The sequence below is a fragment of the Mycobacterium sp. KBS0706 genome (assembly GCF_005938675.2).
Taxonomy (GTDB): domain Bacteria; phylum Pseudomonadota; class Alphaproteobacteria; order DSM-16000; family Inquilinaceae; genus Inquilinus.
Genome location: NZ_VCCH02000033.1, coordinates 34764 through 58040 on the forward strand (window position 1 = coordinate 34764; position 23277 = coordinate 58040).

Genomic DNA, 23277 nt, shown 5'->3' on the forward strand with positions numbered 1-23277 from the left:
ACGATTTGATTGGTAGACATGGCCAAGACCAGCCCCGTCCAGTTCTTCAGGCAGGTCCGGCAGGAGACCGCGAAGGTCACCTGGCCGACACGGAAGGAGACCGCGATCACCACCGGCATGGTGTTCGTGTTCGTCACCCTCATGTCGATCTTCTTCCTGCTGGTCGACTGGGTCGCCGGCTGGGCGGTGACGTCCGTCATCGGCATGGGGGGCTGACCCATGGCGATGCGTTGGTACGTGCTGCACGTCTATTCGAATTTCGAGAAGAAGGTCGCGGAGTCGATCCGCGAGCAGGCCGACCAGAAGGGCCTGACCGATCATTTCGAGCAGATCGTCGTGCCGACCGAGGAGGTCGTCGAGATCCGCCGCGGGCAGAAGGTCAACACCGAGCGCAAGTTCTTCCCGGGCTATGTGCTGCTGAAGATGGAGCTGTCCGACCGGGCCTGGCATCTGGTCAAGAACACGCCGAAGGTCACCGGCTTCCTCGGGTCCGGCAACAAGCCGATCCCGATCAGCGAGACCGAGGCGATGCGGATCATGCAGCAGGTCCAGGAAGGCGTTGAGCGGCCGAAGCCGTCCATCACCTTCGAGATCGGCGAGACGGTGCGCGTGGCCGACGGTCCCTTCACCAGCTTCAACGGCGTGGTGGAAGAGGTGGACGAGGAGCGCTCGCGGCTCAAGGTCGCGGTTTCGATCTTCGGTCGTGCCACTCCGGTGGAGCTAGAGTACACGCAGGTCGAGAAAGTTTCGTGACGGTCCGCTGATCGTCGCCGGATACCTCGCGCTCCAGGGCGCGGGGAAGCGGCGCGGGAGACCCTCCCGGGAAGTCCTCCGGGGGTCGTGACCGCGCTTCCCAATCCCTCCGGTTCCACCGGAGGGATCAGTTGTTGAGGGATATGAGATGGCAAAGAAGGTCGTAGGACAGATCAAGCTGCAGGTGCCCGCGGGCGCCGCCAACCCGTCGCCGCCGATCGGTCCGGCGCTGGGTCAGCGCGGTCTGAACATCATGGAGTTCTGCAAGGCGTTCAACGCCCAGACGCAGAACCTGGAGAAGGGGATGCCGATCCCGGTCGTGATCACGGCCTATGGCGATCGGACCTTCACCTTCATCACCAAGACGCCGCCGAACACCTACTTCATCAAGAAGGCCGCAGGCCTCGCCAAGGGCAGCCAGACGCCCGGCAAGGGCGCCAATGTCGGCAAGATCACGATGAAGCAGATCCGCGAGATCGCCGAGATCAAGATGAAGGATCTCAATGCGAACGACGTCGACGCCGCTGCCCAGATGATCAAGGGCTCGGCCCGGTCCATGGGCATCGAGGTGGTGGAGTAATCGGCATGGCCAAGATTTCCAAGCGCACGCGCGCCGCGACCAAGGGGCTGAACCCCGAGGCGACCTATGAGCTGGCCCAGGCCGTCAAGATGCTGAAGGCGTCGGCCACGGCGAAGTTCGACGAGACCGTCGAGATCGCGATGAATCTCGGTGTCGACCCGCGCCACGCCGACCAGATGGTCCGCGGCGTCGTCCAGCTGCCGAACGGCACCGGCAAGACCGTCCGCGTCCTGGTGTTCGCCCGGGCCGAGAAGGCCGATCAGGCCCTGGCCGCCGGGGCCGACATTGTCGGCGCCGACGATCTCGCCAAGGAGATCCTCGAGGGTCGGATGGACTTCGACCGCTGCATCGCCACCCCGGACATGATGGGCGTGGTCGGTCGCCTCGGTAAGGTGCTCGGCCCCCGCGGCCTGATGCCGAACCCGAAGCTCGGCACCGTCACCCCCGACGTCGTCGCCGCGGTCAAGGCCGCCAAGGGCGGCGCCGTGGAGTTCCGGGCCGAGAAGGCGGGCATCGTCCATGCCGGCGTCGGCAAGGCCAGCTTCACGGACGAGGCGCTGGTCGGCAACATCCGCGCCTTCGTCGAGGCGATCCAGCGCGCCAAGCCGGCCGGGGCGAAGGGCACCTATCTGAAGAAGGTGACCGTCACCTCGACCATGGGCCCCGGCTACAAGCTGGACCTGGCGAAGCTGCACGAAGGCGCCGGCGCCTAAAGGAATACGCTGCCCGGCAACGGGCGGCGGACAGGGTGGGGCCGCGGCCCTGCCCGAACCTGTCCGAGACTGCAGGGGCGTCGCAAGGCGCTTAAAACCCACCTGCATAGACGGGAGTCGAACCCAATCAACGGCGGCGGCCGGACCTCGGTCCGGGCGTCGTGCGGGGCTTGGACTTCTGGGACAGGAGAGCGGATCGGCACCGGGCCCAACCTCAGGTCGAGGGTGGGCCCAAGGACCGGTTCAGTGTGGACTGGGGTCCCTTTCCGGCTTCGGCCGGGGCGGGATCCCGACAACGGAGGCGATCCGTGAACCGTACACAAAAGACCGAGAAGATCGCCGCGCTGCAGGAGTCGTTCCGGACGGCGTACACGGTCGTCGTCACCCGCCAAGGCGGGATGACGGTGGCCGAGTCGACCGATCTCCGGCGTCAAATGCTCGCGGCGGGGGCCTCGTTCCGCGTGACCAAGAACCGGCTCGCCCGCATCGCCCTTCAGGGCACCCAGTTCGAGCATCTGGCCGACCTGTTCACCGGCCCGACCGCCATCGCGTTCTCCCAGGACGCGGTCGCGGCGGCGAAGGTGGCGGTCGATTACGCCAAGAAGAACGAGAAGCTGCAGATCATCGGCGGCGGTCTCGGTTCTCAGCTGCTCGATCAGAAGGGTGTCGAGGCTCTCGCCTCGCTGCCGTCGCTCGACGAGCTGCGGGCGAAGCTGGTGGGCATGATCCAGACCCCGGCGACCCGTATCGCCGGTGTTCTGCAGGCGCCGGCCGGGCAGCTCGCCCGGGTCATCGGGGCCTATGCCAAGAAGGACGAGGCGGCGTAGCGCCGCACCTGTTGAAACCGTACCCAGAAGACCCAAGTTTAGGAGACCAAAATGGCTGATCTTGCAAAGCTCGTCGACGATCTGTCGAGCCTGACGGTCCTCGAGGCCGCTGAGCTCTCGAAGCTGCTCGAGGAGAAGTGGGGCGTTTCCGCCGCCGCTCCGGTCGCGGTTGCCGCGGCTCCGGGCGCGGCTGCTGCCGCTGCTCCGGTCGAGGAGCAGACTGAGTTCAACGTCATCCTCACCGAGGCCGGCGACAAGAAGATCAACGTGATCAAGGAGGTCCGTGCGATCACCGGACTCGGCCTCAAGGAGGCCAAGGACCTCGTCGAAGGCGCGCCGAAGCCTGTCAAGGAAGGCGTGTCGAAGGACGAGGCCGCCAAGATCAGGAAGCAGCTGGAAGAGGCCGGCGCCAAGGTCGACGTCAAGTAAGACCCGCGTGGCACTTCAGGCTGTTTTGTCGTTGTAGTCCGGGCGCGGCCGATCCCTCGGGGTCGGCCGCGAACGGGCGTTTGTGTTCCGTACCTGTTCGGCATTTGTTGGAAACGAGGGGCTCACATGGCTCAGACCTTCACCGGCCGTAAGCGCGTCCGCAAGAGTTTCGGGCGGATCCCCGAGGTCGCCCAAATGCCAAACCTGATCGAGGTGCAGCGCAGCTCCTACGATCAGTTCCTGCAGATGAATGTCAAGCCGGCGGCCCGGACCGTGGTCGGCCTGCAGGAGGTGTTCCGGTCGGTGTTCCCGATCAAGGACTTCTCTGAACGCGCCGAGCTCGATTTTGTTTCGTACGAGCTGGAAGAGCCGAAATACGACGTCGAGGAGTGCCAGCAGCGGGGCATGACCTTCGCCGCGCCGCTCAAGGTGACGCTGCGCCTGACCGTGTTCGACGTCGAGGAGGATACGGGCCTGCGCTCGATCCGCGACATCAAGGAGCAGGACGTCTACATGGGCGACATGCCGCTCATGACGGCGAATGGCACCTTCATCATCAACGGCACCGAGCGCGTCATCGTCAGCCAGATGCACCGCAGCCCGGGCGTGTTCTTCGATCACGACCGCGGCAAGACCCATTCCTCGGGCAAGTACCTGTTCGCGGCCCGCGTGATCCCCTATCGCGGCTCCTGGCTCGACTTCGAGTTCGACGCCAAGGACCACCTCTATGTCCGCATCGACCGCCGCCGCAAGCTGCCGACCACGACCCTGCTGATGGCGCTGGATTCGGCCGAGACCGCCACGCTGCGCCAGGCGCGGGCGAAGGAAGGCCGCGGCCTGCAGCCCTATGAGGCGCAGGGCATGAGCCGCGAGGAGATCCTCGGCTGGTTCTACGACAGCGTCGCCTACAAGCGCGCCAAGGACGGCTGGAAGACCGCCTTCGACGGCGAGCGCCTGAAGGGCGTCAAGCTGACGGCCGACCTGGTCGACGCCGCCTCGGGCGAGGTGGTGGCCCAGACCGACACCAAGATGACGCCGCGCGTCATCAAGAAGCTGGCCGAGCAGGGCGTCACCGAGATCCTGGTCCCGGCCGAGGACCTGGCCGGCCGCTACCTGGCCGGCGACGTGATCGACGAGCAGACCGGCGAGGTCTTCTTCGAGGCCGGCGACGAGGTCACCCAGGCCGTCCTCGACCTGTTCGAGGAGAAGGGTTTCGACACCCTGACCGTGCTCGCCATCGACCACGTCAATGTCGGCCCGTATCTGCGCTCGACCCTGGCGATCGACCGCAACGCGTCCCGCGAGGACGCGCTGATCGACATCTACCGGGTCATGCGCCCGGGCGAGCCGCCGACGCTGGAGAGCGCCGAGGCGCTGTTCAACGGCCTGTTCTTCGACCAGGAGCGCTATGACCTCTCGGCCGTCGGCCGGGTGAAGATGAATGCGCGCCTGGGCTTCGAGACCGACGACCAGCTGCGCGTGCTGCGCAAGGACGACATCCTGTCGATCCTGAAGATCCTGGTCGATCTGAAGGACGGCCGCGGCGAGATCGACGACATCGACAACCTCGGCAACCGCCGCGTCCGCTCGGTCGGCGAGCTGATGGAGAACCAGTACCGCGTCGGCCTGCTGCGCATGGAGCGCGCGATCCGCGAGCGCATGTCGTCGGTCGACATCGACACGATCATGCCGCACGACCTGATCAACGCGAAGCCGGCGGCGGCGGCGGTGCGGGAGTTCTTCGGCTCCTCGCAGCTCAGCCAGTTCATGGACCAGACCAACCCGCTGTCCGAGATCACGCACAAGCGGCGCCTCTCGGCCCTCGGGCCGGGCGGCCTGACCCGCGAGCGCGCCGGCTTCGAGGTGCGCGACGTGCACCCGACGCATTACGGCCGGATCTGCCCGATCGAGACGCCGGAAGGCCCGAATATCGGCCTGATCAACTCGCTCGCCACCTATGCCCGGGTGAACAAGTACGGCTTCATCGAGAGCCCGTATCGCCGCATGGTCGACGGCCGGGTCAGCAATGAGGTCATCTACCTCTCGGCGATGGAGGAGAGCCGCTACACCATCGCCCAGGCGAATGCCGAGCTGGACGAGGAAGGCCGCTTCATCGGCGACCTCGTGTCGTGCCGGCAGGGCGGCGACTACATCATGTCGAAGCCGGAATCGATCGACCTGGTGGACGTCTCGCCGAAGCAGATCGTCTCGGTGGCCGCGGCGCTGATCCCGTTCCTCGAAAACGACGACGCCAACCGCGCGCTGATGGGCTCGAACATGCAGCGCCAGGCGGTGCCGCTGGTGCGCGCCGACGCGCCGCTGGTCGGCACCGGCATGGAGGGCACGGTCGCCCGTGACTCGGGCGTCACCATCGTCGCCCGCCGCGCCGGCGTGATCGACACGGTCGACGCCACCCGCGTCGTGGTGCGGGTGACCGACACCGAGGGCGCGGTGTCGACCGTCGACATCTACAACCTGCTGAAGTTCCAGCGCTCGAACCAGAGCACCTGCATCACCCAGCGTCCGCTGGTGAAGGTCGGCGACCGCGTGGCCAGGGGCGACATCATCGCCGACGGCCCGTCGACCGAGCTCGGCGAGCTCGCGCTCGGCCGCAACGTGCTCGTCGCCTTCATGCCCTGGAACGGCTACAACTTCGAGGACTCGATCCTCATCTCCGAGCGCATCGTCAAGGACGACGTCTTCACCTCGATCCACATCGAGGAGTTCGAGGTGATGGCGCGCGACACCAAGCTCGGCCAGGAAGAGATCACCCGCGACATCCCGAATGTCGGTGAAGAGGCGCTGCGCCATCTCGACGAGGCGGGCATCGTCTATATCGGCGCCGAGGTGAAGCCGGGCGACATCCTGGTCGGCAAGGTCACGCCGAAGGGCGAAAGCCCGATGACGCCGGAAGAGAAGCTGCTCCGCGCCATCTTCGGCGAGAAGGCGTCCGACGTCCGCGACACCTCGCTGCGCCTGCCGCCGGGCGTCACCGGCACGATCGTCGAGGTGCGGGTGTTCTCGCGCCGCGGCGTCGACAAGGACGAGCGTGCGCTGGCGATCGAGCGGGCCGAGATCGAGCGGCTGGCCAAGGACCGCGACAGCGAGCGCGCGATCCTGGAGCGCAGCTTCTTCGCCCGCCTCAAGGAGCTGCTGCTGGGGCAGACCTCGGTCTCCGGGCCGAAGGGCTTCGCCACCGGCGGCGAGATCGGCGAGGCGCAGTTGAAGGACTTCAGCCGCGGCCAGTGGCGCCAGATCACCATCGCCGATGAGGCGCGCATGGCCGACATCGAAGCCATGGGTCGCCACTTCGACGACCAGGTGAAGGCTCTCGAGGCGCGGTTCGACAACAAGGTCGAGAAGCTGCAGCGCGGCGACGAGCTGCCGCCCGGCGTGATGAAGATGGTCAAGATCTTCGTCGCGGTGAAGCGCAAGCTGCAGCCCGGCGACAAGATGGCCGGCCGCCACGGCAACAAGGGCGTGGTGTCCAAGATCATGCCGATCGAGGACATGCCGTATCTCGAGGACGGCACCCATGTCGACCTGGTGCTGAACCCGCTCGGCGTGCCCAGCCGCATGAATGTCGGCCAGATCCTGGAGACCCATCTCGGCTGGGCTGCGGCCGGCATCGGCCGCCAGATCGGCGAGGTCGTCGACCAGTACCAGGCCCAGGCCCGGCGCGGCGAGGACAACGCCAAGACGGTCAAGGCGCTGCAGGGCAAGCTGCAGGACGTCTACGGCAGCGGCCAGTACGAGGAGGACATCCAGGACATGTCCACCGACGAGCTGGTCGAGATGGCCGGCAACCTGCGCAAGGGCGTGCCGATGGCGACGCCGGTGTTCGACGGCGCCCGTGAGGACGACATCGTCCACATGCTGGAGAAGGCCGGCCTGGCCTCCTCGGGCCAGGTCACGCTGCAGGACGGCCGCACCGGCGAGCAGTTCGCCCGCAAGGTGACCGTCGGCTACATCTACATGCTGAAGCTGCACCATCTGGTGGACGACAAGATCCACGCCCGGTCGATCGGCCCGTACAGCCTGGTCACCCAGCAGCCGCTGGGCGGCAAGGCCCAGTTCGGCGGCCAGCGCTTCGGCGAAATGGAGGTGTGGGCGCTCGAGGCCTACGGCGCGGCGTACACGCTGCAGGAGATGCTGACGGTGAAGTCGGACGACGTGTCCGGCCGCACCAAGGTTTATGAGGCGATCGTCCGTGGCGACGACAACTTCGAGGCCGGCATCCCCGAATCCTTCAACGTGCTGATGAAGGAGCTGCGGTCGCTGGGCCTCAATGTCGAGCTCGAGCAGCGCAGCTTCTGATCCGTTTCCGGCGGCCGGTCCGACAGGATCGGCCGCCGCTGAACCCTATACGTCCGTCCCTACCCCCGGGGGAGCAGGTACATGAACGAGTTGATGAATCTCGTCGGCCAGGTCTCGACGCCGCAGAGCTTCGACCAGATCAAGATCCAGATCGCCAGCCCGGAGCGCATCCGCTCCTGGTCCTATGGCGAGATCAAGAAGCCCGAGACGATCAACTACCGGACCTTCAAGCCGGAGCGCGACGGCCTGTTCTGCGCCCGGATCTTCGGTCCGATCAAGGACTACGAGTGCTTGTGCGGCAAGTACAAGCGCATGAAGTACCGCGGCATCATCTGCGAGAAGTGCGGCGTCGAGGTCACGCTGTCGAAGGTCCGGCGCGAGCGCATGGGCCATATCGAGCTGGCCTCGCCGGTGGCGCATATCTGGTTCCTGAAGTCGCTGCCGTCGCGCATCGGCCTGATGGTCGACATGACGCTGAAGGATCTCGAGAAGGTCCTGTACTTCGAGAGCTTCGTGGTGGTCGAGCCCGGCCTGACCGCGCTGAAGAAGAACCAGCTCCTCACCGAGGACGAGTATCTTCGCGCCCAGGACGAGTACGGCGAGGACGCCTTCACCGCCAAGATCGGCGCCGAGGCTCTGAAGGGCATGCTCTCGGGCATGGACCTGGAGGAGCAGCGGGTGCAGGTCCGTGAGGAGCTGCGCGAGACCGGTTCCGAGGCCAAGCGCAAGAAGCTGGTCAAGCGGCTGAAGCTGATCGACGCCTTCCTGGAGTCCGGCTCGCATCCGGAGTGGATGGTGCTCGACGTCGTTCCGGTGATCCCGCCGGAGCTGCGGCCCCTTGTGCCCCTGGACGGCGGTCGCTTCGCGACGAGCGATCTCAACGACCTGTACCGCCGCGTCATCAACCGCAACAACCGCCTGAAGCGGCTGATCGAGCTGCGCGCGCCCGACATCATCGTGCGCAACGAGAAGCGCATGCTGCAGGAGGCGGTCGACGCGCTGTTCGACAACGGCCGCCGCGGCCGCGTCATCACCGGCGCCAACAAGCGCCCGCTGAAGTCGATCAGCGACATGCTGAAGGGCAAGCAGGGCCGGTTCCGTCAGAACCTGCTCGGCAAGCGCGTCGACTATTCGGGCCGTTCGGTCATCGTCGTCGGGCCGGAGCTGAAGCTCCACCAGTGCGGCCTGCCGAAGAAGATGGCGCTCGAGCTGTTCAAGCCGTTCATCTACCACAAGCTTGAACTCTACGGCATGGCGTCCACCATCAAGGCCGCGAAGCGGATGGTGGAGAAGGAGCGGCCGGAGGTCTGGGACATCCTCGAGGAGGTGATCCGCGAGCATCCGGTCCTGCTGAACCGCGCCCCGACGCTGCACCGCCTGGGCATCCAGGCGTTCGAGCCGACCCTGATCGAGGGCAAGGCGATCCAGCTGCACCCGCTGGTCTGCACCGCCTTCAACGCCGATTTCGACGGCGATCAGATGGCCGTGCACGTGCCGCTGGCGCTCGAGGCCCAGCTCGAGGCCCGCGTGCTGATGATGTCGACCAACAACATCCTCAGCCCGGCCAACGGCAAGCCGATCATCGTGCCGTCGCAGGACATCGTCCTCGGCATCTACTACCTGTCGATGGAGCGCAACGACAAGCTCGGCCCGGCGCTGTCGATCGACGGGATCGAGGCGCTGACCGCGGCGATCGCCAATGACGACATCATCCTGCACAACCCGGCCAAGCCGTCGGATGTGGTCGACGCCTCCGACGTCAAGGCGGTGTTCGAGAAGCTGAAGTCCGGCAAGCTGACCGCCCACCAGGTGCCCCGTTTCGCCTCGATCGGCGAGATGGAGCAGGCGATGTCCGTGGGCGCGATCGGCATGCACAGCCGGATCAAGACCCGCTTCAAGACGGTCGACGAGAGCGGCCAGGAGATCATCCAGCGCGTCACCACCACGCCGGGCCGGATGCTCTTGTCCGAGATCCTGCCGCGGCATCCGGCGGTGCCGTTCAGCCAGGTCAACCGGCTGCTGACGAAGAAGGACGTCACCAACGTCATCGACATCGTCTATCGCCACTGCGGCCAGAAGGAGACGGTGATCTTCTGCGACCGGCTGATGGGCCTAGGCTTCGCCCATGCCTGCCGCGCCGGCATCTCCTTCGGCAAGGATGACATGGTCATCCCGCAGGCGAAGGTCGAGCTGATCTCCAAGGCGACGCAGCTGGTGAAGGAGTACGAGAACCAGTATCTCGACGGCCTGATCACCCGCGGCGAGAAGTACAACAAGGTGGTCGACGTGTGGTCGAACACCACCGACGAGGTGGCGCGCGAGATGATGGCCGAGATCCAGGCCACGCTCACCGACCCGAGCCGGCAGGTGAACTCGGTCTACATGATGGCCCATTCCGGCGCCCGCGGTTCGGCGGCGCAGATCCGGCAGCTCGCCGGCATGCGCGGCCTGATGGCGAAGCCGGACGGTTCGATCATCGAGACGCCGATCATCTCGAACTTCAAGGAAGGCCTGACCGTTCTCGAGTACTTCAACTCGACGCACGGCGCCCGCAAGGGCCTGGCGGACACCGCCTTGAAGACCGCGAACTCGGGCTACCTGACCCGCCGCCTGGTCGACGTCGCGCAGGATTGCGTGGTGATCGAGGAGGATTGCGGCACCAAGAACGGCATCACCACCGGCGCCGTGATCGACGGCGGCGAGGTGATCGTGCCGCTCGGCGAGCGCATCCTCGGCCGCTGTGCCGGCGAAGCGGTGCTGCATCCGCTGACCGGCGAGGTCGTGGTCCAGCAGGGCGAGCTGATCGACGAGGCTCTGGTCGAGGCGGTCGAGATCGCCGGCATCGACCGGGTGCTGATCCGGTCGGCCCTGACCTGCGAGACCAAGGGCGGCATCTGCGGCAAGTGCTATGGCCGCGACCTGGCCCGCGGCACCACGGTGAACATCGGCGAGGCCGTCGGCGTCATCGCGGCGCAGTCGATCGGCGAGCCGGGCACGCAGCTGACGATGCGGACGTTCCACATCGGCGGCGCGGCCCAGCGCGGTGCCGAGCAGTCGGCGATCGAGGCGTCGTTCGACGCCAAGGTTCAGATCAAGAACCGCAACGTGGTGAAGAACGGCCAGGGCGTCCTGGTGGTGATGAGCCGGAACTGCGAGCTGCAGCTGGTCGACGGGCAGGGCCGCGAAAAGGCGCGCCACCGCCTGCCCTACGGCGCCAAGCTGCTGGTCGATGACGGCGAGAAGATCGAGCGCGGCCGCAAGATGGCCGAGTGGGATCCGTACACCATGCCGATCATCACCGAGAAGGCGGGCACGGCGACCTATATGGACCTGGTCGAAGGCGTCTCGATGCGCGAGGTCGTCGACGAGCAGACCGGCATCTCGGCCAAGGTGGTGGTCGACTGGCGGCAGCAGCCGCGCGGCGACCAGCTGAAGCCCCGCATCGTCCTGCGCGACGAGAAGGGCGAGGTCATCCGCCTGCCGAACGGCCTGGAGGCGCGCTACTTCCTCTCGGTCGACGCCATCCTGCAGGTCGAGAACGGCGCGCAGGTGCAGGCCGGCGACGTGCTGGCCCGTATCCCGCGCGAAGGCTCGAAGACGCGTGACATCACCGGTGGTCTGCCGCGTGTCGCCGAGCTGTTCGAGGCCCGCAAGCCGAAGGACTACGCCATCATCTCGGACCTCGATGGCCGGGTCGAGTTCGGCAAGGACTACAAGACCAAGCGGCGCATCGTCGTGCGGAACGAGGAGTCGGGCGACGAGCGCGAATACCTCATTCCGAAGGGCAAGCACATCTCGGTGCAGGAAGGCGACTACGTCCTCAAGGGCGACCAGCTGCTGGACGGCAACCCGGTGCCGCACGACATCCTGTCGGTCCTCGGCGTCGAGGCGCTGGCGGACTACCTGGTCAATGAGATCCAGGACGTCTACCGGCTGCAGGGCGTGAAGATCAACGACAAGCACATCGAGGTGATCGTCCGCCAGATGCTGCAGAAGATCGAGGTGACGGAGGTGGGCGACACCACCCTCCTGATCGGCGATCAGGTCGACCGCGAGGACTTCGAGGAAGAGAACGAGAAGACGATCCGCGAGAACCTGCGGCCGGCCAAGGGCGTCTCGGTGCTTCAGGGCATCACCAAGGCCTCGCTGCAGACCAAGTCGTTCATCTCGGCGGCCTCGTTCCAGGAGACCACCCGCGTCCTCACCGAGGCGGCGGTCTCCGGCAAGGTCGACGATCTGGCCGGCCTCAAGGAGAACGTCATCGTTGGCCGCCTGATCCCGGCGGGCACCGGCTCGGTGGTCAACCGCCTGCGGCAGATCGCCGGCGAGCGCGACCGGGTCGCCCGGCTGCAGCACGAGGAGCAGAGCGAAGAGCCGGCGCTGCCCTCGGGCGAGGCTGCCGCCTGATCCAGGGCTAGCTCCAAAGAAAAACCCCCTCCGGTCCGCCGGAGGGGGTTTTTTGTTGGCTCGGATCCCGCCGGCCTTATCGTCTCTGAACGGAAGGGGAGACTGTTCATGTTCGATACGCCGGCCGACGCTCAACTGAGCCTTCAGGACCACTTCTCCCGACCGCAGGTCGAGATCATCGTCGAGGCGCTGGTCCCGGCGATCGCCTTCGTGCCGATCCTGGACGGAGATGGGAGGATCGGCGGAACCAGGATCGGCGGGACCCCAGATCTTCCCCTCGGTTTGGAATGGCCGAAGCAGATCGCCCCGGCCAACGCCGACGAGATCGCCGCCCGCGGCAGCCCGGATGCAGCAAAGGAGGTCCGGGCACACTTCGCCCTCCAACTGCCCTACACCTTCGTCGCCCAGATCGACCTCGCGGAAGCGGCCATGCTCGGTCCGGCTGCGGAAAGCCTGCCGTCTGACGGCCGGCTCCTGTTCTTCTACGACCTGATCTCCGGGCCTTACGATTCGGGCACTCAGGCGGCCAGGGTGATCTGGGATCACAGCCCGCGTGACGGTCTTCACAGGCAGGCCATGCCTTTGGCCCTGGACGCGGCGGCCGGTCGATACCGAGAGGAGGCCGCGGCGGTGAATGCCAGATACGGCCTGGAACCGACCGACCCCGGGAAGATCGCGACGCCCTATGCCGCACCTGGCCGCGCCATGAAGCTCGAGCTGACCTATAGGCTGCCCGCCCCAGCCACCCTGGACAGGGGCAGTCGCCTTGCAACACTTTACCAGCCGTTCGAGCCGAACCCGTCGCCCAGCGTCGAGAGGTTTCGAAGCCTCTATAACGACGCGCTGTCGATCTTTGTCACCCACGCCCCGAATGCCCAGGACACCGCCTATCGGCAGCAGCTTCTGGGCAGCCCGGATCCCGAACAGGACGACCCGCGCTACGATGCCGTCAAAGTGACCGATTTCGGCGTGCAGTTCTTCAGCCGAGAGGTTTGGGCGGCAAAGCGCGACGAGATTTTCGAGAAGGCCACGCAGTGGCAGCTTCTGCTGCAGATCGATCTGCGGGATTTCATGCAGGAGCGGTTGAGCGAAGGGTCGATCTACTTTCTCATCCGCCGCGACGACCTCCTGCAGTGCCGATTCGATCGGGTGGTCGCCGTGTATCAGCAGACCTGATCAGCCGCCGCCATGCGCGCCCTGTTCAGCTTCGCCGGCGGCAGCGGGCATTTCCTGCCGCTGGTGCCGCTCGCCGGGGCGGTGCAGGCGGCCGGCCACGACGTCGTCTTCGCCGGCCAGCCAGCGATGATCGAAGTGATCGAGGCCGCCGGCTTTGCCGCCTTCGCCACCGGCGGGGAGACGCTGCGTTCGGCCGCGGTCCGGACGCCGCTGCTCGCCTTCGATGCCGCGCGGGAGGACCGGGCAGTGCGCGACGGCTTCGCCGGCCGGGTGGCGCGCGACCGGGCGGCGGCGCTGCTCGATCTCTGCGGCCGCTGGCGGCCGGACCTGCTGGTCTGCGACGAGATGGATTTCGGCGCCATGGTCGCGGCCGAGCGCCTCGGCCTGCCGCATGCCTCGGTGCTGGTGATCGCCGCCGGCGCCCTGGTCCGCCCCGATCTGGTGGCCGGGCCGCTCGACGCGCTGCGGGCGGAGCACGGGCTTGGTCCCGACCCGGAGCTGGCGATGCTGCACCGCCACCTGGTGCTGTCGCCGGTGCCGCCATCGTTCCGCGATCCGGCATGCCCGCTACCGGCGACGGCGAGGCTGGTCCGCCCGCCGGTGGGCGAGGCCGCGGCGGAGGCACCGGCCTGGCTCGCCGCCCTGCCGCTGGACCGGCCGATCGTCTATGCCACGCTCGGCACCGTGTTCCATCTCGAATCCGGGGACCTGCTGGAGCGGGTGGTCGCGGGGCTGCGCGACCTGCCGGTCAACCTGGTCGTCACCACCGGAAGCGAGATCGATCCGGCATCCCTCGGCCCGCAGCCGGCGCATATCCGGATCGAGCGCTACGTGCCGCAGTCATGGCTGCTGCCGCGCTGCAGCCTGATGGTCTCGCAGGCCGGCTCGGGCGGCGTGATCGGCGCGCTGGCGCATGGCGTGCCGATGGTGCTGCTGCCGATCGGTGCGGACCAGCCGGCCAATGCCGGACGCTGCGCCGCGCTCGGCGTCGCCCGGGTGCTCGACCCGGTCGGCTGCTCGCCGGAGGCGGCGCGCGAGGCGGCACGGGCGGTGCTGGCCGATCCGGCCTGTCGGTCGGCGGCGGCGCGGCTGGCTCAGGAGATCGCCGCCATGCCGGATCCGGCGGAGGCGGTGCCGTTGCTGGAGAGTCTCGCTGCCCGGTGAGGTCGGCTCAGCCCGGCAGCACCGCGCCATCTCGGGCGTAGAGCAGGGCGATGCGGCACGAGGTGGGTTCGAACTGCACCACGACATTGCCGCCGCCGGCCATCTTGAGCCAGGCCTGGCGCTGCAGGTTCCGCCGCGTCCCGCCGCTGCGCCGGCCGGACGTGGCCGCGGGCGCCAGGTCGTAGTCGGTGATCCGGTCGGCCGTAATCCCCGCCGCGGTCAGTGCTCCGGCGATCCTGTCGCTGCAAGGATTGTTGTCGGACAGTTGCCGCAGCTTCGCCGCCACCGCCGGGTCGGGCGCGGCCTCGGGCGGCGCCGCGGCGATGCAGCCGGTCAGGACAAAGCCGGCCACGGCAAAGGTGCGGATCGGATGCATGGCCCTCTCCCATCGATCGGTGGGCGGCCCATCAGCCGGCGCCCTGATGCGATATGGGGCGCCGGCCGCTCCGCTCAACGGCCCGGCGGCGGGATCAGCCGATGGCGGGCAGCACCGCCCCGTCGCGGGTACCAATGTCGGTGATCTCGCACTGCGTCGCGTCATAGCCCAGCACCAGGCTGCCGCCGCCGGCCAACCTGAACCAGGCCTGGCGCAGCAGCGGCAGGCCGGGGTGGTCGTATGACACCGTCGGCAGCGTGAAGTCTGCGAGGCTGCCGGGCGGGATGCGGTAGGCGGTCAGCACCCCGGCGAAGGCGTCACTGCAGGGGTTGTCGTCCGACAGTGACCTCACCTTGGCTGCCACCGCCGGGTCGGGCGGGACGGAGGGGGGCAGGCCGCCCGCGCAGCCGGACAGCAGCAGAACGCAGATGGGGATGGCACGGATCGCGGTCATGGCCGCCTCTCCCGAGGATCGCGCGGCCGTCAGCGGATCGGCACGGCGCCCCTGCGATATGGGGCGCCGGCCGCCTTGCTCAATGCTTCTTGCCGAAGGAGAACAGCTTCTTCAGGAAGCTGGACTGGCCGTGGCGCTTGCGCTTGCGGGCGATCGCCTCCTCGTTGACGCACCAGGCGATCTGCAGCACCCGGCGCTCGCCCTTGAACGGCAGGTGGCCATGCCACGAGTGGTCGGAGCGCTGGAAGGCCAGGAAGTTGCCGAAGGTCGGCGCCACTTCCCGGGCGCCCGGGCTGTTGATGTCCTGGCTCGGCAGGATGCGCAGGCACCCCTCGTTCGAGGCCCATTCCTGGTTCAGATAGACCAGCGCGGTGACGATCTTGTCCGCCCCGTCGGTGTGCGGCCGGCCGGCCGCCGGCTCCGACCATTTCCGCACCGTCACCAGGGTCGGCTTCGACGCCAGGTCGAGGCCGAACTTGGCGCCCAGCAGGGTGGCGAATTCCTGGCTGGTGACGTCCGACACCAGCTCCTTGAACGCGCTGCCGGCCGGGTACTCGTCCGGCGGCACGAAGCCGGTGATCGGGATGTCGGGGAAGTCGCGCTCCAGCTCGGCGCGGCGAGCCTCGGGCAGCACATCCCCGGAAATCACATGCGGGAACGGCGCCCGGTCCACCGCCGCCTGTTCGAGCACATCGTAGCGAAGCATCACACCGTTCTCCTGAAACGCGGCCCGGGCCCGAGGCCGGCCGCGCGATCATGCGGCGGAGAATAGGCCCGGGGCCGGCTGCGATCAACTCGCAGCGCGGTCGCAGCCCGGAGAGCCCTGGCATCGGGCGCTGCGGATCGCCATAAAGGCGGCCGGAGGTATCCATGGGTCCCATCGTCATCGTCCTGCCGCGCAAGATGAAGTTCGGCGCCGTCGGCGCCAGCCCGGTCGATCTCTATGCGCGCGACACCGTCACCTTCAGCCGCTATGCGCAGGACATCGTGGTGGTCGGGCAGGATGCGGGCGAGCCGTTCCCGGGCATCCGCTTCCAACCGATCCCGCTGGAGGAGGGGGAGCCGCATCGCCGCTGGATGAAGCGGGCGCTGCCGCAGATCGCGGCCCTGAACCCGTCGCTGATCGAGGTGCACGCCCATCGGGTGACCGCCTCGGCCCTGGCCCGGGCGCTGCCGCGGGTGCCGCTCCTGTACTTCCGGCACAACTTCATCCGCTTCCACAAGGGGCTGTTGTGGCGGCTGCACTACCGCGCCGCGGTGTCCCGCTTCGCCGGCTTCGTCTTCGTGTCGGAAGCGCTGCGCCGCCACTTCCAGGCCCATGCGCCCTGGTTCAAGGGCACGCTCGACGTCGTCTACAACGGCCTCGACATGGACGCGCCGGCGCCGCCGCCCGAGGCCAAGGAGAACATCATCATCCAGGTCGGCCGGGTGATCCCGGACAAGGGGCCGCTGGAATTCGCCCGGGCGATGAAGCCGGTGCTGGCGGCGCATCCGGACTGGCGGGCGGTGATGATCGGCCGCGGCCGCGACCCTGCCTTCGTCGAGCAGGTCAAGGCGACTCTGGCCGAAGCCGGCGACCGGGCGCAGTTCCTGCCCTTCATGCCGCATGACGAGGTCATGGGCTGGATCCGTCGCGCCGCCATCGCCTCGGTGCCCTCGGTCTATGAGGAGCCGTTCGGTCGCACCGCGCTGGAGGCGCTGACCTGGGGCGCGGCGCTGATCTGCTCCGGCACCGGCGGCTTGCGCGAGATCACCGCCGACACCGCGGTGACCCTGCCGAAGGTGACGGCGGAGGCGATCCAGGCGGCGGCAGAGACCCTGATCGGCGACCCGGCGCTGCGCCGCCGGCTGCAGGTCGAGGGCCCGGCCCGGGCCCGGGCCCGGTTCGACGCCCGTGCCATCGTCGCCGGACTCGACGAGATCCGCGCCCGCCACCTCGCCGCCGCGCGGCGCTGACGCCATATCTTCACCTGACGTCACATTTTTGAAGGCTGTTCCGTCTTGTCCGTGTCGCCCTCCGCCCCCGAGACGCAGATGGACCAAGCCCATGCCCGCTCCGACGCCGCGGACTTCGAAGCCAGCCGCAGGGTCCTGTGGGGCCTGGCCTACCGCATGCTCGGCTCGCGCGCCGATGCCGAGGACGCGGTGCAGGAGACGTGGCTGCGCTGGCAGGCGGCCGACCGTGGCGCCGTCGACAACGCTCGGGCCTGGCTGGTCACCGCCTGCACCCGGCTGTGCATCGACCAGCTCCGCTCGGCCCGGCACCGGCGCGAGACCTATGTCGGCCCCTGGCTGCCGGAGCCGCTGGTGACCGAGACCGCCCCCTCCGCCGCCGAGGAGCTGGAGCGCAGCGAGACGCTGACCACTGCCTTCCTGCTGCTGCTGGAAAAGCTGACCCCGGTCGAGCGCGCGGCCTATCTGCTGCAGCACGTCTTCGGCCTCGAGCACGCGGCCGTGGCGACAGCGCTCGATCGCAGCGACACCGCCACCCGGCAGTTGGTCAGCCGCGCCCGGCGCAAGCTGGAGGGCAGCGGCCTGATCGCGGAGCCGGTGCCGCAGCCGCAGCATGAGGCGATGCTGACCGCCTTCCACGACGCGCTGCGCTCCGGCGATCTGGCGCAGCTGACCGCGCTCTTGACCCGCGACGCCCAGCTCTACAGCGACGGCGGCGGCAAGGTGCGGGCGGCGATGAACGTGATCGAGGGCGGCGAGCGGGTGGCTCAGTTCCTACACGGCGTCTGGCGCAAATTCGGCCGCGAATTCACCTATCTGCCGCGTTGGATCAACGGCCAGCAGGGCTATGTGGTGATGGACGGCGATCAGTTGATGGGCACGATCGGCCTCGCCGTCGGACCGGAGGGGATCACTGGCGTGTTCTGGACCCGCAACCCCGACAAGCTGGGCTCGGTTTCGCTGCCGGAACCGGGCGGCGCCTGATCGTTTCGGAAGCGATCGATGCGGCTTGACGGGGCAGGGGGGCATCCGTATAGTCCGCGCGCTTTTCCGGGAGCCGGCTGTAACCCGTTCTGCGACGGGTTAGACGCGCTTTCCGCAGAGACAGACGACCGCGGATGCATCTGGGATGCGGCCGCGACAAGCGAAGGACTCCGGTTGGCCCCGCAGGTGTGGGCGCCTCGGGGTCCTGTATCGTTTGCGTCATCCTTCTCTCGGAATGGGTGTCGAGGCAGTGGAACCCGGACGGGTGGGCCGCTTTGCCGGGCCGTTTTTGTCGAAGAACCAAGAAGGGCAGATATGCCGACGATCAATCAGTTGATCCGTAAGCCGCGCCAGCCGCAGCGGGCGCGCAACAAGGTGCCGGCTCTCCAGGCCTGCCCGCAGAAGCGTGGCGTTTGCACCCGTGTCTACACCACGACCCCGAAGAAGCCGAACTCGGCGCTTCGTAAGGTGGCGCGCGTGCGCCTCACCAACGGGTTCGAGGTCACCAGCTACATTCCGGGTGAAGGCCACAACCTGCAGGAGCACTCGGTCGTCATGATCCGCGGCGGCCGTGTCAAGGACTTGCCGGGCGTGCGCTACCACATCATTCGCGGCACGCTCGATACGCAGGGTGTCAAGGATCGTCGCCAGCGCCGGTCGAAGTACGGCGCCAAGCGTCCGAAGTAAGGAGGTCACAGATGTCCCGTCGCCATCGCGCCGAGAAGCGTGAAATCCTGCCGGACCCGAAATTCGGCGATGTCATCCTGTCGAAGTTCATGAACAACCTCATGTACGACGGCAAGAAGTCCGCCACCGAGAGCATCGTCTACGGTGCGCTCGACAAGCTGCAGGCCCGCACCAAGGGCGACCCGATCGTCGCCTTCCACGAGGCGCTGGCCAATGTCCGGCCGCATGTCGAGGTCCGGTCGCGCCGCGTCGGTGGCGCCACCTACCAGGTGCCGGTCGAAGTCCGCGCCGAGCGTGGCCAGGCCCTGGCCATCCGCTGGCTGATCACGGCCGCGCGCAAGCGTTCCGAGACCACCATGGTCGACCGCCTCTCGAACGAGCTGATGGATGCTGCCAACCAGCGCGGCGCCGCGGTGAAGAAGCGCGAGGACACCCACAAGATGGCGGACGCCAACAAGGCGTTCTCGCACTACCGCTGGTAACCCAGCCTCCGGCCCGAGAGACTGATCATGCCGCGTAGCCACGCGATCGAGAAATACCGCAACATCGGCATCATGGCGCACATCGATGCCGGTAAGACGACCACGACCGAGCGAATCCTCTACTACACCGGAAAGTCCTACAAGATCGGCGAAGTGCATGAAGGCACGGCGACGATGGACTGGATGGAGCAGGAGCAGGAGCGCGGCATCACCATCACCTCGGCTGCGACCACCGCCTTCTGGCGCGACCATCGCGTCAACATCATCGACACGCCGGGCCACGTCGACTTCACCATCGAGGTCGAGCGGTCCCTGCGCGTGCTCGATGGTGCGGTGACGGTGTTCGACTCGGTGGCGGGCGTCGAACCGCAGTCCGAGACCGTCTGGCGCCAGGCCGACAAGTACAAGGTTCCGCGGATCTGCTTCGTCAACAAGATGGATCGGATCGGCGCGAACTTCTATCGCTGCGTCGACATGATCAAGGACCGGCTGGGCGCCAAGCCGCTGGTGCTGAACATGCCGATCGGCGTCGAGAGCGACTATGCCGGCATCGTCGACCTGGTCGAGAACCGGGCGGTGATCTGGGAGGACGACAGCCTCGGCGCCAGCTTCCATTTCGAGGACATCCCGGACGACCTGAAGGACCAGGCGGCCGAGCTGCGCCAGACGCTGCTCGACACCGCGGTCGAGATGGACGACACGGTGATGGAGGCCTATCTCGAAGGCACCGAGCCGACGCCGGACCAGCTGCGCGCCTGCATCCGCAAGGGCACGCTCGCGTTCAAGTTCGTGCCGGTGCTCTGCGGCTCCGCCTTCAAGAACAAGGGCGTGCAGACCCTGCTCGACGCCGTGGTCGACTTCCTGCCGTCGCCGATCGACGTCGCCGAGGTCCAGGGCCACAAGATCGATTCGGATGAGGTCGACACCCGGCCGACCAATGACGAGGCGCCGTTCTCGGCGCTGGCCTTCAAGATCATGACCGACCCGTTCGTCGGCTCGCTGACCTTCGCCCGGATCTATTCGGGCACCCTGCTGGCCGGTTCCTACGTCCAGAATTCGGTCAAGAACCAGAAGGAGCGGGTGGGCCGCATGCTGCTGATGCATGCGAACAACCGCGAGGAGATCAAGGAGGCCAACGCCGGCGACATCGTCGCGCTGGTCGGCCTGAAGAACACCACGACGGGCGACACGCTGTGCGATCCGGCCAAGCCGATCGTGCTCGAGCGCATGGAGTTCCCGGAGCCGGTGATCGAGGTCGCGGTCGAGCCGAAGTCGAAGGCCGACCAGGAGAAGATGTCGACGGCGCTGCAGCGCCTGGCGCAGGAGGATCCGTCCTTCCGCGTCGCCGTCGATGCGGAGAGCGGCCAGACCGTGATCAAGGGGATGGGCGAGCTCCATCTCGAGATCCTGGTCGATCGCATGAAGCGCGAGTTCAAGGTCGACGCCAATGTCGGCGCGCCGCAGGTCGCCTATCGCGAGACGATCACGCAGCGGGCTGAGATCGACTACACCCATAAGAAGCAGACCGGCGGTTCGGGCCAGTACGCCCGCATCAAGCTGGTGTTCGAGCCGCTGCCGGCCGGGTCGGGCTATCAGTTCGAAAGCTCGGTCATCGGCGGCACGGTGCCGCGCGAATACATCCCGGGCGTGGAAAAGGGCCTGAATGCGTCCAAGGAGACCGGCGTGATCGCCGGCTTCCCGGTGATCGACTTCAAGGCCACCCTGATCGACGGCGCCTATCACGACGTCGACTCGTCGGTCCTGGCCTTCGAAATCGCGGCCCGCGCCGCGTTCCGCGAGGGCCTGCCGAAGGCGCGGCCGGCGCTGCTCGAGCCGATCATGAAGGTCGAGGTGGTGACGCCCGAGGATTACATGGGCGACGTCATCGGCGACCTGAACAGCCGGCGCGGCCAGATCCAGGGCATGGACAGCCGCGGCAACGCCCAGGTCATCGCCGCGATGGTGCCGCTGGCCAACATGTTCGGCTACGTGAACACCCTGCGGTCGATGTCCCAGGGCCGTGCCCAGTACTCGATGCACTTCGATCACTACGATCCGGTGCCCCAGGCGATCGCCGACGAAGTCCGCGCCAAGCTTGCTTGAAGCGCGCATTAGAAGAACGGAGATAGGTTATGGCGAAGTCGAAGTTTGAGCGGACGAAGCCGCACTGCAACATCGGCACGATTGGTCACGTGGACCATGGCAAGACGTCGCTGACGGCGGCGATCACGAAGGTGCTGGCGGAGACGGGCGGGGCGACGTTCACGGCGTACGACCAGATCGACAAGGCGCCGGAAGAGAAGGCGCGCGGTATCACGATCTCGACGGCGCATGTGGAGTATGAGACGGCGAACCGTCACTACGCGCATGTGGACTGTCCGGGCCATGCCGACTACGTGAAGAACATGATCACGGGCGCGGCGCAGATGGACGGGGCGATCCTGGTGGTGTCGGCGGCCGACGGCCCGATGCCGCAGACCCGCGAGCACATCCTCTTGGCGCGTCAGGTCGGCGTTCCGGCGCTGGTGGTGTTCCTGAACAAGGTCGACATGGTCGACGATCCGGAGCTCTTGGAGCTGGTGGAGCTCGAGGTCCGCGAGCTGCTGAGCTCGTACGACTTCCCTGGGGACGACATTCCGATCATCCCGGGCTCGGCGCTGGTGGCGCTGGAGGACGGCGACAAGAAGCTGGGTCACGACGCGATCCTGGAGCTGATGTCGAAGGTCGACAGCTACATCCCGCAGCCGGAGCGTCCGATGGACCGCCCGTTCCTGATGCCGATCGAGGACGTGTTCTCGATCTCGGGTCGCGGCACGGTGGTGACGGGCCGTGTCGAGCGCGGCATCGTGAAGGTCGGCGAGGAAATCGAGATCGTCGGCATCCGTGCGACGCAGAAGACGACCTGCACCGGCGTCGAGATGTTCCGCAAGCTCTTGGACCAGGGCCAGGCGGGCGACAACATCGGGGCGCTGCTGCGCGGCACCAAGCGCGAGGACGTCGAGCGCGGCCAGGTTCTGGCCAAGCCGGGCTCGATCACGCCGCACACCGAGTTCACGGCCGAGGCGTACATCCTGACGAAGGAAGAGGGCGGCCGTCACACGCCGTTCTTCACCAACTACCGTCCGCAGTTCTACTTCCGGACGACGGATGTGACCGGCGTGGTGTCGCTGCCGGAGGGCACCGAGATGGTGATGCCGGGCGACAACATCTCGATGACGGTCAAGCTGATCGCGCCGATCGCCATGGATGAGGGCCTGCGCTTCGCCATCCGCGAAGGCGGCCGCACCGTCGGCGCCGGCGTCGTCGCCAAGATCATCGCCTGACGGTGATGTAAGGAATCATGGGTCGGGGGCTTCGGCTCCCGGCCTGTGAAGGACCAAGGACCGTACCTCCGTCCCCCGCCGCAAGGCGGCGCGGAAAGGGCGGCCCGGGATGAGAGGGGCGAGAGGTTTTCGAGCCTTGAGCCCCGCGCATGGCGGGCCCGATCACGAAAGCGTCACACCGGGGATTCCGGACGTGACATTCGGGGCGGGCTCGGTTATGAAACGCGCCTCACCCGAGCCCCCTCGCGGCTTGGGTGAGTTTTTTTTTGGACTGTTCGCGACGTGGGGGCCGGAATGAGCCGGTTTTCCACCTCTCGGCAAGAACACTCGGATACAGAACGATGGACAGTCAGAACATCCGTATCCGCCTCAAGGCGTTCGATCATCGCGTGCTCGACCAGTCGACCAGCGAGATCGTCAACACCGCGAAGCGGACCGGTGCTCGGGTGCGCGGGCCGATCCCGCTGCCGACGAACATCGAGCGCTACACCGTCAACCGCTCGCCGCATGTCGACAAGAAGTCGCGCGAGCAGTTTGAGATCCGCACCCACAAGCGTCTGCTCGACATCGTCGACCCGACGCCGCAGACGGTCGATGCTTTGATGAAGCTCGACCTCGCGGCCGGTGTCGATGTCGAGATCAAGCTCTGAGG

At 67.2% G+C, this 23277-nt stretch carries 20 protein-coding genes; 17 read left to right on the top strand and 3 right to left on the bottom strand.

What is annotated here, in order from left to right:
- The first annotated feature begins 18 nt into the window (after positions 1-18).
- From secE to FFK22_RS18940, 10 genes are all read left to right on the top strand, one after another.
- Positions 19-216, top strand: a complete 198-nt coding sequence (gene secE / locus FFK22_RS18895) for a preprotein translocase subunit SecE (protein WP_138892572.1) — start codon at positions 19-21, stop codon at positions 214-216.
- 3 nt (positions 217-219) lie between these two features.
- Positions 220-753 carry a transcription termination/antitermination protein NusG gene (nusG, locus tag FFK22_RS18900; protein WP_138892571.1) on the top strand — a complete coding sequence of 178 codons (534 nt, stop codon included), beginning with the start codon at positions 220-222 and terminating at the stop codon, positions 751-753.
- 148 nt (positions 754-901) lie between these two features.
- Positions 902-1333, top strand: a complete 432-nt coding sequence (gene rplK / locus FFK22_RS18905; RefSeq protein WP_138892570.1) for a 50S ribosomal protein L11 — start codon at positions 902-904, stop codon at positions 1331-1333.
- Between the two features lie 14 nt (positions 1334-1347).
- Positions 1348-2046: a 50S ribosomal protein L1 gene (gene rplA / locus FFK22_RS18910; protein ID WP_373683752.1), complete on the top strand. Its 699-nt coding sequence runs from the start codon at positions 1348-1350 to the stop codon at positions 2044-2046.
- A gap of 308 nt (positions 2047-2354) precedes the next feature.
- Complete coding sequence (rplJ, locus tag FFK22_RS18915) at positions 2355-2873, top strand: 50S ribosomal protein L10 (protein WP_138892568.1); 519 nt, start codon at positions 2355-2357, stop codon at positions 2871-2873.
- A 51-nt stretch (positions 2874-2924) separates the two neighbouring features.
- Complete coding sequence (gene rplL, locus FFK22_RS18920) at positions 2925-3302, top strand: 50S ribosomal protein L7/L12 (protein ID WP_138892567.1); 378 nt, start codon at positions 2925-2927, stop codon at positions 3300-3302.
- A gap of 126 nt (positions 3303-3428) precedes the next feature.
- On the top strand, positions 3429-7619 hold the full coding sequence (gene rpoB, locus FFK22_RS18925) for a DNA-directed RNA polymerase subunit beta (protein ID WP_138892566.1): 4191 nt from the start codon (positions 3429-3431) through the stop codon (positions 7617-7619).
- Between the two features lie 81 nt (positions 7620-7700).
- Entirely contained in the window at positions 7701-12026 is a 4326-nt protein-coding gene (rpoC, locus tag FFK22_RS18930) for a DNA-directed RNA polymerase subunit beta' (RefSeq protein ID WP_138892565.1), read from the top strand.
- Positions 12027-12134: 108 nt separating this feature from the next.
- Positions 12135-13202 (top strand): DUF1963 domain-containing protein, encoded by a 1068-nt coding sequence (locus FFK22_RS18935; protein WP_138892564.1) that lies wholly within the window; start codon positions 12135-12137, stop codon positions 13200-13202.
- A 12-nt stretch (positions 13203-13214) separates the two neighbouring features.
- Positions 13215-14366, top strand: a complete 1152-nt coding sequence (locus FFK22_RS18940) for a glycosyltransferase (protein ID WP_138892563.1) — start codon at positions 13215-13217, stop codon at positions 14364-14366.
- Between the two features lie 7 nt (positions 14367-14373).
- Here the strand turns inward: FFK22_RS18940 and FFK22_RS18945 are convergent, their stop codons facing one another.
- The 3 genes from FFK22_RS18945 to FFK22_RS18955 form a co-directional block, all read right to left on the bottom strand.
- A complete protein-coding gene (locus FFK22_RS18945; protein ID WP_138892562.1) occupies positions 14374-14742 on the bottom strand; it encodes a hypothetical protein in 369 nt (122 codons plus the stop codon).
- A 94-nt stretch (positions 14743-14836) separates the two neighbouring features.
- The gene (locus tag FFK22_RS18950; protein WP_138892561.1) at positions 14837-15196 is read right to left on the bottom strand and encodes a hypothetical protein; all 360 of its coding nucleotides are present in this window, start codon (positions 15194-15196) and stop codon (positions 14837-14839) included.
- A gap of 79 nt (positions 15197-15275) precedes the next feature.
- Positions 15276-15902: a 2OG-Fe(II) oxygenase gene (locus FFK22_RS18955; protein WP_138892560.1), complete on the bottom strand. Its 627-nt coding sequence runs from the start codon at positions 15900-15902 to the stop codon at positions 15276-15278.
- A gap of 164 nt (positions 15903-16066) precedes the next feature.
- On the opposite strand from FFK22_RS18955, the gene FFK22_RS18960 reads away from it, so the two are divergent.
- From FFK22_RS18960 to rpsJ, 7 genes are all read left to right on the top strand, one after another.
- Positions 16067-17152, top strand: a complete 1086-nt coding sequence (locus FFK22_RS18960; RefSeq protein WP_138892559.1) for a glycosyltransferase family 4 protein — start codon at positions 16067-16069, stop codon at positions 17150-17152.
- Between the two features lie 78 nt (positions 17153-17230).
- A complete protein-coding gene (sigJ, locus tag FFK22_RS18965; RefSeq protein ID WP_138892558.1) occupies positions 17231-18133 on the top strand; it encodes an RNA polymerase sigma factor SigJ in 903 nt (300 codons plus the stop codon).
- Positions 18134-18448: 315 nt separating this feature from the next.
- Positions 18449-18820, top strand: a complete 372-nt coding sequence (gene rpsL, locus FFK22_RS18970; protein ID WP_026873043.1) for a 30S ribosomal protein S12 — start codon at positions 18449-18451, stop codon at positions 18818-18820.
- An 11-nt stretch (positions 18821-18831) separates the two neighbouring features.
- Positions 18832-19302, top strand: a complete 471-nt coding sequence (rpsG, locus tag FFK22_RS18975; RefSeq protein WP_138892557.1) for a 30S ribosomal protein S7 — start codon at positions 18832-18834, stop codon at positions 19300-19302.
- 27 nt (positions 19303-19329) lie between these two features.
- Positions 19330-21405 (top strand): elongation factor G, encoded by a 2076-nt coding sequence (fusA, locus tag FFK22_RS18980; RefSeq protein WP_138892556.1) that lies wholly within the window; start codon positions 19330-19332, stop codon positions 21403-21405.
- A gap of 29 nt (positions 21406-21434) precedes the next feature.
- Positions 21435-22625 (top strand): elongation factor Tu, encoded by a 1191-nt coding sequence (gene tuf, locus FFK22_RS18985; protein WP_143956843.1) that lies wholly within the window; start codon positions 21435-21437, stop codon positions 22623-22625.
- Between the two features lie 341 nt (positions 22626-22966).
- Positions 22967-23275, top strand: a complete 309-nt coding sequence (gene rpsJ / locus FFK22_RS18990; RefSeq protein ID WP_026873858.1) for a 30S ribosomal protein S10 — start codon at positions 22967-22969, stop codon at positions 23273-23275.
- The last annotated feature ends 2 nt before the right edge of the window (positions 23276-23277 follow it).